This is a genomic window from Bacillus atrophaeus, assembly GCF_039519175.1.
Classification (GTDB): domain Bacteria; phylum Bacillota; class Bacilli; order Bacillales; family Bacillaceae; genus Bacillus; species Bacillus atrophaeus.
In genome coordinates this window covers 2,550,899-2,563,359 of sequence record NZ_CP154443.1, presented here as the reverse complement: position 1 = coordinate 2,563,359, position 12,461 = coordinate 2,550,899, and the positions used below count along the sequence as shown (strand labels likewise).

Sequence of the window (12,461 nt, the reverse complement as noted above, 5' to 3'; positions counted from 1 at the left end):
TTAATAATAATTTTGTATTTTTATGCTTTCGTAGGTAAAAAAATTTATCGGTTTACAGCAGTATGCTGAGCAATCGCTTGTTTGAGTTTGCCAACGGCCGACGATAATTCATCTTTTGATACAGTGAGCGGCGGAAGCAAACGAATCACATTCGGTCCGGCCGGCAATACGAGCAAGCCCAATGTCTGCAATTCTGAAATGATATGAGAAACCGGTCCGTCACACTCAATCCCAACCATTAATCCTTTTCCGCGAATCTGTTTTACAAACGGGCCGTTCAGCTCTGTTTGTAATAGCGAGAGCAAGTATTCCCCTTTTTCCTCCGCCTCTTGGAGAAATTCAGGCTGGAATACAATTTGTAATGTCGCATTGACGGCCGCCATCGCCAGCATATTTCCTCCGAAGGTCGTTCCGTGAGAACCGGGAGTAAAGGCGTCTGCTAATGTTTTCTTGCCGATCACCGCTCCGACCGGAAAACCGTTTCCTAAGCCTTTCGCCACTGTAATAATATCCGGTGAGAGGCCGAAATGTTCGTAAGCGAAGCCTTTTCCTGTCCGCCCGATTCCAGTTTGGATTTCGTCAATGATCAAAAGCGCTTGTTTGTCGCTGCAAAATGTCTGCACGGCTTCTAAAAAGTCAGCGTTTGCCGGATTCACTCCGCCTTCTCCCTGAATTGTTTCAAGCATGACTGCGGCGATCCCTTCCTCGTCTTTAAGCGTTTCAAAAGCGGATGGATCATTGTAAGGCAGGTAATGAAAACCTTCCAGCATCGGTCCGAAGCCTGTTTTGATTTTGTCCTGTCCGGTAGCAGCCATCCCCGCATATGTCCGTCCATGGAAGGATTGGAGAAATGTGACGATTTTTGTTTTGCCGGTCGCTTTTCTCGCCAGCTTAATCGCTCCTTCATTCGCTTCCGCCCCGCTGTTGCAGAAAAACACAAGATCTCCAGCACTATGAGCGGCAAGCTGATCAGCCGCTTCCTCTTGCAAGGCGTTTTGAAAAAGGTTGGAAACATGCCATACGCTGTCGAGCTGTTGTTTGACCGCTTCCGTAACAGCCTCATGGCAGTGGCCCAGATTGGAAACGGCGATGCCTTGGATAAAGTCCAGATATGTTTTTCCATTTTCATCCTCCGCCATCGTTCCTTTTGCTTTCTTGATATCAATATCCCAACGGCTGTAGGTTTGAAATAAGCTGCTCACGAAACTGCCTCCTTTTCCTTCACGATTTTTGTTCCTTGAAATGTTTTGCCTGAGAAAAATGAACCCTTCCCGTTTACAATCATGACTTCTTTTAATTGGCCTGATAAAGCGGATAAGGCTGATTTGACCTTCGGAATCATTCCGCCTGAAATAACCCCCTGCTCAATTAATTCGTCAATCTCCTGCGGTGAAAGGATATCAAGCCGTTTTTGTTTCTTCATGATTCCTTCAACATCTGTAACGTACATAAGCTTATCGGCTTTGAGCGCTTCCGCTACCGCGGATGCCGCGAGATCTGCATTAACGTTCAGCGTCTTATAATCACTTGTCATCGACAGCGGCGCGATCACCGGGATGATGCCTTCTTCCATCAACGCGTTGACTATCGTTGTATCGACCTGTTTAATGGCTCCGACTTCGCCGTATGTGTACCGGTCAAGATAGTCCGCCTGAAGAAGTCCGCCATCCTTGCCTGATACGCCGGCAGCCTTCAGCCCGTTTTTAGCCAGCTCCGCCACGAAAAATTTATTCACGACACCTGACAGCACCATTTCGGCAACTTCTAAAACCGGCTTTGTTGTTTTCCGCTGTCCGCCCACAAATTCTGTCTGGATGTTTAATTTTTTCAGCATATCTGTAATTTCCGGGCCGCCGCCGTGGACGATGGCGATATTCCAGCCTGATTGCATCAATTCTTTTACATTATGATAAAATTCGGCGGAAAGCTCCCGGATGACGCTCCCCCCGCATTTGAAAACAATTGTTTTATCCATTGCGCTCCCCTTGTTATGTGCGATAGCTCGCATTGATTTTGATATAATCATAGGTTAAATCACAGCCCCATGCTCTTCCGTTCCCTTCGCCTTCACACAAGCGGATGACAATTGTAATCTCATCTCCGCTTAAGTATTCCTTCGCCTTCATTTCTGAGAATGGCTGGGGCTCATTGTTTTTAAACAAGCACTGCCCGCCTAGAAAAACCTCCACTTGCTCTGCCGTCACACTTGCCGTACTGTGGCCAATCGCTCCGATAATGCGCCCCCAGTTGGCATCCGTCCCGTAAACGGCGGTTTTTACAAGGCTTGAACCGACTATTTTTTTGGCGATTACGTTTGCTTCAAGATCGTTCTTCGCGCCTTTTACTTGGGCCTCGATCAGCTTCGTCGCACCTTCACCGTCTCTGGCAATGTCTTTGGCAAGATCTTCGCAGACTAGTAAAAGCCCTTTTTTAAATAATGGCCACTCATCGTGCGCTTCGGTGAGGCATTCATTTTCCGCACAGCCATTTGCCATGACAAGCACCATATCGTTCGTTGAAGTTTCTCCGTCAACCGTAATTTGATTAAAGGAGACATCTGTAATCTCACGAAGTGCGTTGTGCAGCGCTTTTTCTTCCACAGCCGCGTCAGTTGTGACAAAGCCGAGCATTGTCGCCATATTCGGATGGATCATGCCTGACCCTTTCGCCGCTCCCCCGATCGTGACCTTTTTATCACCGATTGTGAGTTCGTAACAGGTCTGCTTCATTACTGTGTCTGTCGTCAAAATCGCTTCTTCAAAATCTCCGGAACCCCCTGGCGTGTCTTTCAAAAGCTTGATCCCCGCCTGGATTTTTTCCATATCCAAATGCTCTCCGATCACCCCTGTTGAGGAAACGGCGACTAGTTCAGGGTCTACATTCAGCAGTTCGGCACAGTCGGCGCGCATATTGTAAGCATCCTCCAAGCCTTGCTCTCCGGTGCAGGCGTTGGCGATGGCGCTGTTTACGATGACCGCTTTTAAGTCTGAGCCTTGTTTTAAACTGTCCTGAGTGACTTTGATCGGCGCGGCCTGAAAGTGGCTTTGTGTGTACACAGCGGCGCTTGTTGCAGGCGTTTCACTGATGATGACGCCGAGATCCTTCTTTGAATAGCGCAGACCGCAGTGCACACCCTTTGCTTCAAACCCTTTCGGCGAAGAAACGCCGCCTGTTACTTTTGTGATATATTCTTGACTCAACTGAATCATGGTTCGATTTCTCCCCTGTTCTATGGATAAATTGGCATCATGGTAAGCCCTGTTTCTTCCTTCCAGCCGTTCATAATATTTAAATTTTGGACTGCCTGCCCGCTGGCGCCTTTCATTAAGTTATCAATCACTGATACGACCGTCACCCTGTTTGTTCTTTCGTCAATGGTTATGCCGATATCACAAAAATTGCTGCCCCACACTTCCTTTGTTGCCGGAAAATGTCCTTGGGGCCTGACTCTCACAAAATATGAATCTTGGTAAAATTCCGAATACAGATTTTGCAGATCATCTCCTGACATATTTGTCGTTACCTGTGTATACATTGTCGCCATGATTCCTCTCGTCATTGGAACCAAATGGGCGGAAAATGTAATATTCTCCATTGCCGGATGCCATTCTTTTAACAGCTGTTCAATCTCCGGCGTATGCTGATGCTCGTTAACCTTATAAATTTTAAAATTGTCGTTCAGCTCGGAAAAATGAGTTCCCATAGAGGCTTTTCGTCCGGCTCCCGAAACACCCGTCTTTGCATCAACGATTAAAAAGGATTCATCGAGCAGCTTGTTTTGTACTAGAGGAGCGAGACCGAGCAAAACGGCTGTCGGGAAGCAGCCCGGGTTTGCAATCAGCTTTGCTTTTTTAATGTGTTCTCTGTTGATTTCAGATAAGCCGTATACCGTCTCTTTAATTGTCTGTTCCGGCGCGGCCGTCCGTTTATACCATTTTTCATATACCGCAGGCTCTTGTATCCTCAGGTCACCGGAAAGATCAATAACCGGAATTCCCGCGTCCGCAAGCTGCGGAGTCAGTTCACTTGATACACCGGGAGGCGTCGCAAGAAACATCACATCTGCTTCATGTTTAATGGTATTCATATTAATTGGCTGCAAGGTTTGATGCACCAGACCGCTCAGATGCGGATATGTCTCACTATATGCATTTCCCTGCCCGCTCGATGAATAAAGTATGCATTCTTCTGCATGCGGGTGATTTCTGAGAATCCTGACAAGTTCAGCGCCTCCATAGCCTGTAGCGCCTACAATACCTATTTTCAAACGTGTTCACCTTCTTGGTTTTTGTGAAATTATTTAACATTATAACATGAATAAAAATTAATTCAATCGTATATTTAATATTTTTATTCATTTGAAAATTTTCTGTTCATTAAAAAAACCCGCTGCGAAAAACGGGCTGCCGACTATCATAAAATCACTAATTCTTTCTTATCGCAGGGGCTATTCTGATGGAACAAAAATGACCCGGCCTTCCTGGAAGGCCGGGTCATTCATTTCACTCTCGGTTTTGATACAACATCAGTCCGCTCACAAAGAAGACTATTGAACTGGCGTAGAAGATAATATGCACTGTAAAGAAATCTGCAAGAAAACCGCCCAGTATAATCGCAGCCGCGGAAAAAACGGCGGTCCAAAAGTGATAGCTGCCAATCTTTCTTCCGCGTTCTCCGCTGTCTGTATAGTCGGCAATAAGAATTTTTTCGCCATGCTTTTGCATAGCGCCAAGCAGACCTAAGAGAACTTGCACAATGTACACTTGAGAAACGTCGGAGATATGCGGGAAATATAAAAGAAGCACCGCCATTCCCCAAGAGTTGGCCATAAGGAAATAACGGTTATCTACTCTAGCCGACAGCCTGCCGAGCAGCGGATGAATAAGCGCCCCGCTCAGACCGAATAAGCCATAGGACAAGCCGAACTGTGTATAGCTGGAACCGATGTTTTTAATAAACAAAATATAAAACGGAAAGATTAAACTGCTGGCGAAAAATACGCTGCTTTGGGAAAGAATCAGCCATTTCAATTTGTTGTGTTTCATGGTTTGTACCTCTGATAAAAGTAATTCATAAACCGCTCATTCGGGTCATACGTTTGTTTTTTGCGAAAAAATGCTTCGCTTTTTGGATATGCCTCTCTCATCTGTGCCTTTGTCTGATACGTCATGTATGGCAGATAATAACTTCCGTGATGCTTTAGGGCAACGTCTGTCATGCTTCTGATGATCCGTGCGGTATCAGCCTGCTCTTCTTTAGAAAAGCCCTCATTGATTAACAGAACGAGCGAAAACATATCATCTTTCGCATAAGACAGATCGGCTTTTTCATTTTTTTGCACATACCGGATCGTAATGTTCAGGAGATTGAAGTCTTCATGCGACAATGTTTGCCTCAGATCATCAATGTAGGACGTATACTCTTTAACCGGGACAAAATATTCTTGCAGGACGTCTGTATTTTCATTGTTTTCGTATTCGAGAAATTCCGATTCAGACCGCATCACGTTATTTCTTGTGATGATCGTTCCGGTTTGTTTCAGGAAATAGGATTGCTGCGTGCTCCACAGCCAATTCTTGCCCCAACCATACCGCCGTGACAGGCCAAGCGCGAATTTTGTCAGCTCTGTATGCTCATCTTCTTTTAATTCGTTGTTCGATTTGATTTCATCCTGATCATCAGCCAATAAGTAATTCGTCACGTACATATCTTGCAGGAACCCTTTGTCGCCTGTCGAGATGCGGGCTAAATGCATGCGCACATCGGGATTCCCCTTCACCTGTTCTCTAAAATAATCGGCGTATGTCTTATAATTCATTTTCTCGGTTTGCATCTGATACAGCTCGTCATCCGTCAACTCAAGCTCAACATCAAGAATCACGCCAAATAGCCCGTATCCTCCGATGACCGCGGAAAACAAGTCATCCTTCGGAGTAACGGTGACGATGCTGCCGTCCGCTTTTAAGAGCCTGAATGATTTGACCGTATCAATGAGCGAGCCGTAGCGAATATCACGTCCGTGGGCGTTGGCGCTGAGCGACCCTCCAATGGTGAAAATGTTTTGTGACTGCATGACTTTTACGGCAAGGCCGTATGGATTGACGTATTTCTGTATGTCATTCCATGTCGCTCCGCTCTGGACCCTGATGATTTTTTTCTCTTTGTTGAATGCTAAGATTTTATTATAGCTTGTCATGTCAAGAACGATGCCGTCCTCATAATATGTATGGCCGCCCATGGAGTGCTGGGTACCGGCAATTGAAATTTTTATGTTTTTTCGATTGGCCTCTTTCACCGTTTCGATCAGTGTTTCCTCTTCTTTCCCTTTGACCGTTTGCTTAATTTTCATCGGGAACAGGCGGCTGACATCGGTCATGCCTCCTGCCTCTGTTTTCTGGCCGGAATGGACAGAGTACGCAAACAGGGCCGCATATACGCCGAGGCAAAGGACAAAGGCAAGCGTTGTTTTCTTCTTCATGGCACTCTCCCTGCTTTGTTTGCGTTAAGTATACCATGATTGCGCACTCTTTTTTCCAATTTATCCGGCCCGTTTTTCCGCACGCCGGTCCGCTACGATAAAGCAGGCATGAATGGCGCCCGGCAGCCAGAAGATTGCCGTTAAAATCAGATTTAACACAGCTTGAAACGGTTTTCCCGAAAACAAGACGGCAAGCGGGGGACATAATACGGCAAGCAAGTACATCATATGTTTTTCACTCCTCTCTATGCAGAAAAGGACAGCCTCCATTTGTTCAGCTGTCCTTTTCTCTCTTATTGTATACCAAGTGCGATTTTTGCATATCTTGACATTTTATCCCTTGTCCACGGCGGGTTCCAGACGATATGAACTTCTGTTTCTTTCACGTCGGGAATATCCGCTAAAGCTTTTTTCACTTCATCCACGATCACCGGTGCCAAAGGACAGCCCATTGACGTCAGTGTCATCGTCACATGCGTTAAGCCGTCTTCGTCCATATCGACATCGTATACAAGGCCAAGGTTTACGATATCCACGCCAAGCTCAGGATCAACGACTTGCTCTAGAGCGCCCATAATGTTTTCTTTTAATGCTTCTTCCACGTTCTATCACTCCTTTTTCTCCAGTATAACGTAAATCCGGTTTGTGTTAACACCATTGTGCTCTATAAATGCGTCTCAAACCAGGCGACGGTTTTTAACAACGCTTCCCGCGACACTTTATGGTCAGCCTTTTCGTCTGCGATAAATTGCAGAAGCTCAGGCTGCTCGCTGTACAGCGGTTTAATGGTGTCGTAAAATTTGCGGGTCGGCGCGTAAGGAACAACCTTATCTTTCACACCGTGCCAAAACAGGAGAGGACGATGACGCAAGGAGTCAGGCTGAAGGCTGAGATCTCTTGTTTTCAGCCGTTCGATGAGATCATCTACTCTCTCTTGCGGGACATCAATATTGATTCCCTGCGATTTGATGTGCTCAATTTGCTGCTGAAACAGTTCTACATAATTCGGACTTCCCATCAGGCTGACACCGGCTTTCACCCAATCATACGCCGTCATTGCGCCGAGAGTGGTTATTCCGCCCATGGACGTGCCGGCCAGTCCGATGCGTCCGCCGTCTATAAGATCACGCTTTTCGAAGTATGTTTTGAGCACATTCAGTTCTTCAATTTCATTGAGCACAATGTCCCAGAAATGGCCCGCAAGCTCTTCTCCGGTCATGTTCTCCCCCCGCTCCCCATGAAAAAGAGCCTCCGGCAAAACAGCTCTGAAACCTTTTTGGGCAAGTAAATAAGCAAAGTGAAGGTTGTGTTCCTTCGCGCTTGTAAATCCGTGTATAAAGAAAACAAGAGGAACGGCGCGGCGGCTGTTCTCTTCCTTTACAATATGTAAAAACGGAATGCCGGAAACGGTTTGGTTTTCAATTTGAATCACGAAGCTCCCTCCTTAGGATAACCATAATCATAAGTGTAACATGTAGACAATAAAGATGGTAAAAAGCTACACTGTAGATAAGGAAGAAAACGCAAAATCTAAGATTATAAAGGAGCTTTTATGGAGACAAAACCTTATTTAATCGCTTTAGATTTAGATGGAACATTATTAAAGGATGATAAAACAATATCAGAAGATACCCTTCGCACCATCCGAAAGGTCAAAGAAGCCGGACATTACGTCTGTATTTCGACAGGCCGGCCGTACCGCTCCAGCTCAATGTATTATGAGCAGATGGGGCTTACGACGCCGATCGTCAATTTTAACGGGGCGTTTGTTCACCATCCGCAAGATGAGAGCTGGGGACGGTATCATACCTCCTTGCCGCTTGAAGTCGTAAAACAGCTCGTTGATATCAGCGAAACGTACAGTGTGCATAATGTACTTGCGGAAGTCATCGACGATGTGTATTTTCATTATCATGATGAACGGCTTATTGACGCATTTAATATGAATACAACAAATGTAACGGTCGGTGATTTACGTGACAATCTGGGTGAGGATGTCACCTCTGTGTTAATTCACGCCAAAGAGGAAGATGTGCCGGACATCCGCGCTTACTTGTCCGATGTTCACGCGGAAGTGATTGATCACAGAAGATGGGCGGCGCCGTGGCATGTGATTGAAATTATTAAAAGCGGCATGAACAAAGCGGTTGGATTAAAAAAAATCAGCGATTACTACCAGATCCCCGCAGAGCGCATCATCGCTTTCGGCGATGAAGATAATGACCTGGAAATGCTTGCGTTTGCCGGATGCGGCGTTGCGATGGAGAATGGCATTGATTCCGTCAAGCAAATTGCGGATACAACCACTTTTTCAAATGAAGAGGATGGCGTTTCCCGTTTTTTAAAACAACATTTTTCGCTTTAATTTTTCCCACTCATAAACCGCCGGCAGCCCTTCCATACTAAGCAGGACGACTCATCTCGTCACAATATGGAAGGGGGCATTCTCGAAATGGGTAAACGAAGCAAATCAAAAAGGTTTATTCAGCAGGGTAAGGACTCCGTCAGTCTTCATGACGCAAGATTTCCATATCGGTCTACACTTGAAGAGTCCCAGCATACCGCAGCAAAAAATGCGGCTGAAGGACAGGTTGAATTTTAATGAGAAACGAATTGTTCACTCAGGCGAAATCATTTGTTAATCAGGCTGTTATGATTGCAGGCGGCTTTGAAGAAGGCGATCAGCAAAAAGCCATTCTAAGAGCAAAAAATGCTGTGTCTTCCGCGTATGCCAATTCGACAGATGCAGAACGTCACCAGCTTCATCAATTCCAGGATCAGCTGGATAACTTGCAATAAAAAAACTATGGCGGGCACCCGCCATAGTTTTTTATTTCACTTCAAATTGCTGAACAGCCTGAATTTGCTTCAAGTGTTCTGCCTTTCCCTTAAAGGTCACTTTTACTTCATAAGTCCCCGGCTCCGGCACTTCCTTCCACTCATCGGAAAAGTCGTATGTTTCGCCAGGTTCAAGCGTCAAGTTCTGAAAGGCCTGTGTAAACATTTTATCTTTGGAATAACGGTATCTTTCTTTGTGTTCAGAATCGTAGACGACAAGCTCAAATTTCTGCCCGGTGCTGAATTGAAAGTCCACAGCATTTTCACCTTGGTTCTCTAGTGACATGTTAAACTTGATTTGTTCAGGCTCTTGAATCGGTTCAACGGTTAATACAACCTCTTGATTTTCCATTCCGCCTGATACCTCCTTGTCGGGTTCTGACTCTTTTTGCCCGCAGCCTATTAAAAGCAGCGCAGGCAAGAGCATCACAAGCAGCCGCTTCATGACATCCACCTGCTTTCATCAGTCTTTTCTGAAAAAACCAAAAATCCCGGTCGTTTGGACAATATTCGTAAATGCCTTCGGGTCAACCTCTTTGACGATTTTTTCCAAATCGTAAAGTTCATACCTTGTGATGACGATGACCATCATTTCTTTTGGTTCATTCGTAAATGCGCCTTTTGCCGGAACAGTCGTGATGCCCCGAACCATTTTTCCATAAATTTCTTCTTTGATTTCATCCGCTTTTTTCGTCACGATCATCGCCGTCAGCTTCATGTGGCGGGTGTGGATCGCGTCAATCACCCTCGTTGTCACATAAAGTGTAACAAGGGTATATAAAGCTTTCTCCCAACCTTGCAATAATCCTGCCGTCAGAATGATAATCCCGTTCAGAATAAAGAAATACGTGCCGATAGGTTTATCCTTCCACTTTGCGAGCACCATGGCGATGATATCTAGTCCGCCTGTCGACCCGCCGTATTTTAATGTAATACCGATTCCGACTGCGGAAATGACACCGCCAAATACCGCATTCAACAGGATATCATGTGACAGCCTGGTTTCCGGAAGCACACCCATAAAAACGGTTGTCATAGCGACGCTCAAAATGCTGTAAACCGTAAACGATTTTCCGACTTTCAGCCATCCTAAAATGCCGACCGGAATATTTAAGAGGAACAGCAAAATCCCTGTCGAAATATAAAAAGGGGCGTATTGGTCGACGACGCTTGATAACAGCTGGGCGACACCGGTAAAGCCGCTGGCATACACATCAGCGGGAATCAAAAATAAATTCAGCCCTGCCGCATTAAGTAAAGCGCCGATCACAACAATGATTATTTTTTTTGTCAGTTCTAGTACCATGGCTTTGTTCCTCCGCTTATTCATATTATTATCTTTTCCCTTAAATCAAATATTTGAACACGAATTTGGCAAATTAATATGATATAGTTGGCTTACCTCTTACTTTTTAGAGCGATATTGGAAAGAAGGGATATTTATATGAAAGTTCATCTCATCGCCGACAGCGCGGCTGATTTGCCCCGTTCTTTTTTCGAGGCGAACGACATTGGCTTTATACCTCTCAGAGTTTCTCTTGATGACAAAGAATATGAAGATGCGGTAACGATTCAGGCGAATGAAGTATTGGAGGCAATGAAAAACGGGAAAGCTCCCAAGACCTCCCAAGCGTCACCGCAGACGATTAAAAACACGTTTCTGCAATTCGCCGAAACAGGAGAACCTGCGCTCTATGTCGCTTTCTCCTCTGGGCTCTCCGGCACTTATCAGACCGCTGTGATGATGGCAAATGAAGTAAAGGAAGAATATCCTGATTTTGATTTGCGGATCATTGATTCCAAATGCGCTTCATTAGGATACGGTCTTGCAGTGCGATACGCGCAAGAGCTCTGTGTCGACGGAAATACAATACAAGAAATTGAAACGTCTGTAAAGGACTTTTGCGCTCATCTTGAGCATATTTTCACTGTGGATGATTTAACTTATCTTGCAAGAGGCGGCAGAATTTCCAAAGCCTCCGCTTTTGTAGGCGGGCTTTTAAATATTAAACCGCTTCTGCACATGGAGGACGGGAAACTTATTCCGTTAGAAAAAATCAGAGGCAAAAAAAAGCTGTTAAAGCGGATCATTGAAGTAATGGCCGAACGCGGAGACAATTGGAGCGGGCAGACAGTCGGCATCAGCTACGCCGATAACGAAGACACCGCGCTTGAAATGAAACAGCTGATTGAAGACGCCTTTCATCCGAAAGAGATTATCATGCATACGATCGGATCGGCCGTAGGCTCCCATTCCGGTCCGGGAACGCTGGCGATTTTTTTCTCAAGTAAATCATAAACAACAAAACCGGTAAGCTTTATGATAAGGACTGCCGGTTTTTTACTTTTCTCTTATATGCATGCAGGACCGAAGCAGATTGCTTTGAACCTTCACCGTACAAATATTGGCCGCCTCGATAGCTGCTTGTTTCCTCATACTAAGAATCTGGGATGCTGTTACATAAAAACTTAACGCCCGATAATAAATTTGCTCTTAGGCTTCGCTCCCAACATTCAGCGTATAAACATCCTCCTATTAGGCTGCCGCTATTCTACTAATTTCTTATTCACGTAAATAATGACGCCGGCCCCATATGCCAAAATGAGCGGCGGGATCAGCTGCTCCTGTCCGGGAAATGCGATAAAGCTGTTCAGCAGAATAAATAAACCGGAATTCAAGAAAAAGCAGCCTGCAATTCTTGCCAGCCTATCCTTGTCACGGATACGCGCCTCATTAAAACCGGCCAGTATCCAAGTTTGTTTTTTTATTCCTACATAATAGGCTATCCAAAAGAAAAGAAGCGAAATGATCGTTAACAGATAATTGATGCTTAAATCCATGTTACGGCCTCCCCGTGTTACTTAAAATTCAAAAAAGAAAAAAAACGGCACAGCTACAACACCAACTAAACCGCTGCCAGATTTGCTATAACGATGATCTCTTTTTGAGATTTCATTTTGTTTTTTCTGACAGAAATAGACGATTGTCCCGTTGTTCCTCACGCCCAATAACGCTTCAGCAAACTCCTTCGGCTGCGAAAATTCCTCAGAAATCACATTTGGGAGTTTCTCGGCCTTTGTTTTGTCATTCTTCACAAATACGCGACCCTCATTTCCCCGATTGCATTCTCTCTTTCTACATCAG

General features: G+C 45.2%; 17 protein-coding genes and 1 pseudogene. 4 read left to right on the top strand and 14 right to left on the bottom strand.

From position 1 onward, the window contains the following. Positions 1-44: 44 nt before the first annotated feature. From AAHT65_RS12900 to AAHT65_RS12860, 9 genes are all read right to left on the bottom strand, one after another. Entirely contained in the window at positions 45-1,202 is a 1,158-nt protein-coding gene (locus AAHT65_RS12900; RefSeq protein ID WP_061571209.1) for an acetylornithine transaminase, read from the bottom strand. Beyond that, positions 1,199-1,975, bottom strand: coding sequence for an acetylglutamate kinase (gene argB, locus AAHT65_RS12895; RefSeq protein WP_061571208.1), 777 nt, complete (start codon positions 1,973-1,975; stop codon positions 1,199-1,201). The genes AAHT65_RS12900 and argB overlap by 4 nt, the downstream gene beginning before the upstream one ends. A gap of 13 nt (positions 1,976-1,988) precedes the next feature. After that, positions 1,989-3,209 (bottom strand): bifunctional ornithine acetyltransferase/N-acetylglutamate synthase, encoded by a 1,221-nt coding sequence (gene argJ / locus AAHT65_RS12890; protein WP_343310329.1) that lies wholly within the window; start codon positions 3,207-3,209, stop codon positions 1,989-1,991. A 20-nt stretch (positions 3,210-3,229) separates the two neighbouring features. Next, positions 3,230-4,267, bottom strand: coding sequence for an N-acetyl-gamma-glutamyl-phosphate reductase (gene argC, locus AAHT65_RS12885; RefSeq protein ID WP_343310328.1), 1,038 nt, complete (start codon positions 4,265-4,267; stop codon positions 3,230-3,232). Between the two features lie 235 nt (positions 4,268-4,502). Then, a complete protein-coding gene (locus tag AAHT65_RS12880; protein WP_003327615.1) occupies positions 4,503-5,045 on the bottom strand; it encodes an MFS transporter in 543 nt (180 codons plus the stop codon). Beyond that, entirely contained in the window at positions 5,042-6,478 is a 1,437-nt protein-coding gene (locus AAHT65_RS12875) for an FAD-binding oxidoreductase (protein WP_343310326.1), read from the bottom strand. The genes AAHT65_RS12880 and AAHT65_RS12875 overlap by 4 nt, the downstream gene beginning before the upstream one ends. A gap of 60 nt (positions 6,479-6,538) precedes the next feature. Next, the gene (locus AAHT65_RS12870) at positions 6,539-6,706 is read right to left on the bottom strand and encodes a YqaE/Pmp3 family membrane protein (RefSeq protein WP_003327617.1); all 168 of its coding nucleotides are present in this window, start codon (positions 6,704-6,706) and stop codon (positions 6,539-6,541) included. A 65-nt stretch (positions 6,707-6,771) separates the two neighbouring features. Beyond that, complete coding sequence (locus tag AAHT65_RS12865) at positions 6,772-7,080, bottom strand: metal-sulfur cluster assembly factor (protein ID WP_003327618.1); 309 nt, start codon at positions 7,078-7,080, stop codon at positions 6,772-6,774. A gap of 62 nt (positions 7,081-7,142) precedes the next feature. Next, on the bottom strand, positions 7,143-7,910 hold the full coding sequence (locus AAHT65_RS12860) for a prolyl oligopeptidase family serine peptidase (protein WP_343310325.1): 768 nt from the start codon (positions 7,908-7,910) through the stop codon (positions 7,143-7,145). A gap of 120 nt (positions 7,911-8,030) precedes the next feature. On the opposite strand from AAHT65_RS12860, the gene AAHT65_RS12855 reads away from it, so the two are divergent. The 3 genes from AAHT65_RS12855 to AAHT65_RS12845 all read left to right on the top strand — a co-directional run bounded on the left by AAHT65_RS12855 (position 8,031) and on the right by AAHT65_RS12845 (position 9,277). Beyond that, a complete protein-coding gene (locus tag AAHT65_RS12855; protein ID WP_268493732.1) occupies positions 8,031-8,843 on the top strand; it encodes a Cof-type HAD-IIB family hydrolase in 813 nt (270 codons plus the stop codon). 87 nt (positions 8,844-8,930) lie between these two features. Next, positions 8,931-9,080 (top strand): hypothetical protein, encoded by a 150-nt coding sequence (locus AAHT65_RS12850; RefSeq protein WP_003327622.1) that lies wholly within the window; start codon positions 8,931-8,933, stop codon positions 9,078-9,080. Further along, positions 9,080-9,277 carry a DUF3813 domain-containing protein gene (locus AAHT65_RS12845; protein ID WP_003327623.1) on the top strand — a complete coding sequence of 66 codons (198 nt, stop codon included), beginning with the start codon at positions 9,080-9,082 and terminating at the stop codon, positions 9,275-9,277. The genes AAHT65_RS12850 and AAHT65_RS12845 overlap by 1 nt, the downstream gene beginning before the upstream one ends. Positions 9,278-9,308: 31 nt before the next feature. Here AAHT65_RS12845 and AAHT65_RS12840 read toward each other — a convergent pair whose 3' ends face one another. Together AAHT65_RS12840 and AAHT65_RS12835 are read right to left on the bottom strand one after the other, a co-directional pair. Further along, positions 9,309-9,761 (bottom strand): BsuPI-related putative proteinase inhibitor, encoded by a 453-nt coding sequence (locus AAHT65_RS12840; protein ID WP_003327624.1) that lies wholly within the window; start codon positions 9,759-9,761, stop codon positions 9,309-9,311. 18 nt (positions 9,762-9,779) lie between these two features. Then, on the bottom strand, positions 9,780-10,622 hold the full coding sequence (locus AAHT65_RS12835; protein WP_258728993.1) for a YitT family protein: 843 nt from the start codon (positions 10,620-10,622) through the stop codon (positions 9,780-9,782). 138 nt (positions 10,623-10,760) lie between these two features. Between AAHT65_RS12835 and AAHT65_RS12830 the strand changes: the two genes are divergently transcribed. Further along, entirely contained in the window at positions 10,761-11,615 is an 855-nt protein-coding gene (locus AAHT65_RS12830; RefSeq protein WP_003327626.1) for a DegV family protein, read from the top strand. Between the two features lie 19 nt (positions 11,616-11,634). On the opposite strand, the pseudogene AAHT65_RS12825 reads toward AAHT65_RS12830, so the two are convergent. From AAHT65_RS12825 to AAHT65_RS12815, 3 genes and pseudogenes are all read right to left on the bottom strand, one after another. Beyond that, positions 11,635-11,810, bottom strand: a pseudogene (locus tag AAHT65_RS12825) (M4 family metallopeptidase); the annotation flags it as partial. 53 nt (positions 11,811-11,863) lie between these two features. Further along, on the bottom strand, positions 11,864-12,157 hold the full coding sequence (locus tag AAHT65_RS12820; protein ID WP_106034606.1) for a DUF3784 domain-containing protein: 294 nt from the start codon (positions 12,155-12,157) through the stop codon (positions 11,864-11,866). 21 nt (positions 12,158-12,178) lie between these two features. Further along, entirely contained in the window at positions 12,179-12,412 is a 234-nt protein-coding gene (locus tag AAHT65_RS12815; protein WP_343310324.1) for a hypothetical protein, read from the bottom strand. Between the last annotated feature and the right edge of the window lie 49 nt (positions 12,413-12,461).

What these genes read in the sequence shown, in the direction of transcription:
- argB (WP_061571208.1), bottom strand. Translation starts at nt 1,975, where the DNA reads ATGGATAAAACAATTGTTTTCAAATGCGGGGGGAGCGTCATCCGGGAG.
- argJ (WP_343310329.1), bottom strand. Translation starts at nt 3,209, where the DNA reads ATGATTCAGTTGAGTCAAGAATATATCACAAAAGTAACAGGCGGCGTT.
- AAHT65_RS12880 (WP_003327615.1), bottom strand. Translation starts at nt 5,045, where the DNA reads ATGAAACACAACAAATTGAAATGGCTGATTCTTTCCCAAAGCAGCGTA.
- AAHT65_RS12875 (WP_343310326.1), bottom strand. Translation starts at nt 6,478, where the DNA reads ATGAAGAAGAAAACAACGCTTGCCTTTGTCCTTTGCCTCGGCGTATAT.
- AAHT65_RS12870 (WP_003327617.1), bottom strand. Translation starts at nt 6,706, where the DNA reads ATGATGTACTTGCTTGCCGTATTATGTCCCCCGCTTGCCGTCTTGTTT.
- AAHT65_RS12855 (WP_268493732.1), top strand. Translation starts at nt 8,031, where the DNA reads ATGGAGACAAAACCTTATTTAATCGCTTTAGATTTAGATGGAACATTA.
- AAHT65_RS12850 (WP_003327622.1), top strand. Translation starts at nt 8,931, where the DNA reads ATGGGTAAACGAAGCAAATCAAAAAGGTTTATTCAGCAGGGTAAGGAC.
- AAHT65_RS12845 (WP_003327623.1), top strand. Translation starts at nt 9,080, where the DNA reads ATGAGAAACGAATTGTTCACTCAGGCGAAATCATTTGTTAATCAGGCT.
- AAHT65_RS12840 (WP_003327624.1), bottom strand. Translation starts at nt 9,761, where the DNA reads ATGAAGCGGCTGCTTGTGATGCTCTTGCCTGCGCTGCTTTTAATAGGC.
- AAHT65_RS12835 (WP_258728993.1), bottom strand. Translation starts at nt 10,622, where the DNA reads ATGGTACTAGAACTGACAAAAAAAATAATCATTGTTGTGATCGGCGCT.
- AAHT65_RS12830 (WP_003327626.1), top strand. Translation starts at nt 10,761, where the DNA reads ATGAAAGTTCATCTCATCGCCGACAGCGCGGCTGATTTGCCCCGTTCT.
- AAHT65_RS12820 (WP_106034606.1), bottom strand. Translation starts at nt 12,157, where the DNA reads ATGGATTTAAGCATCAATTATCTGTTAACGATCATTTCGCTTCTTTTC.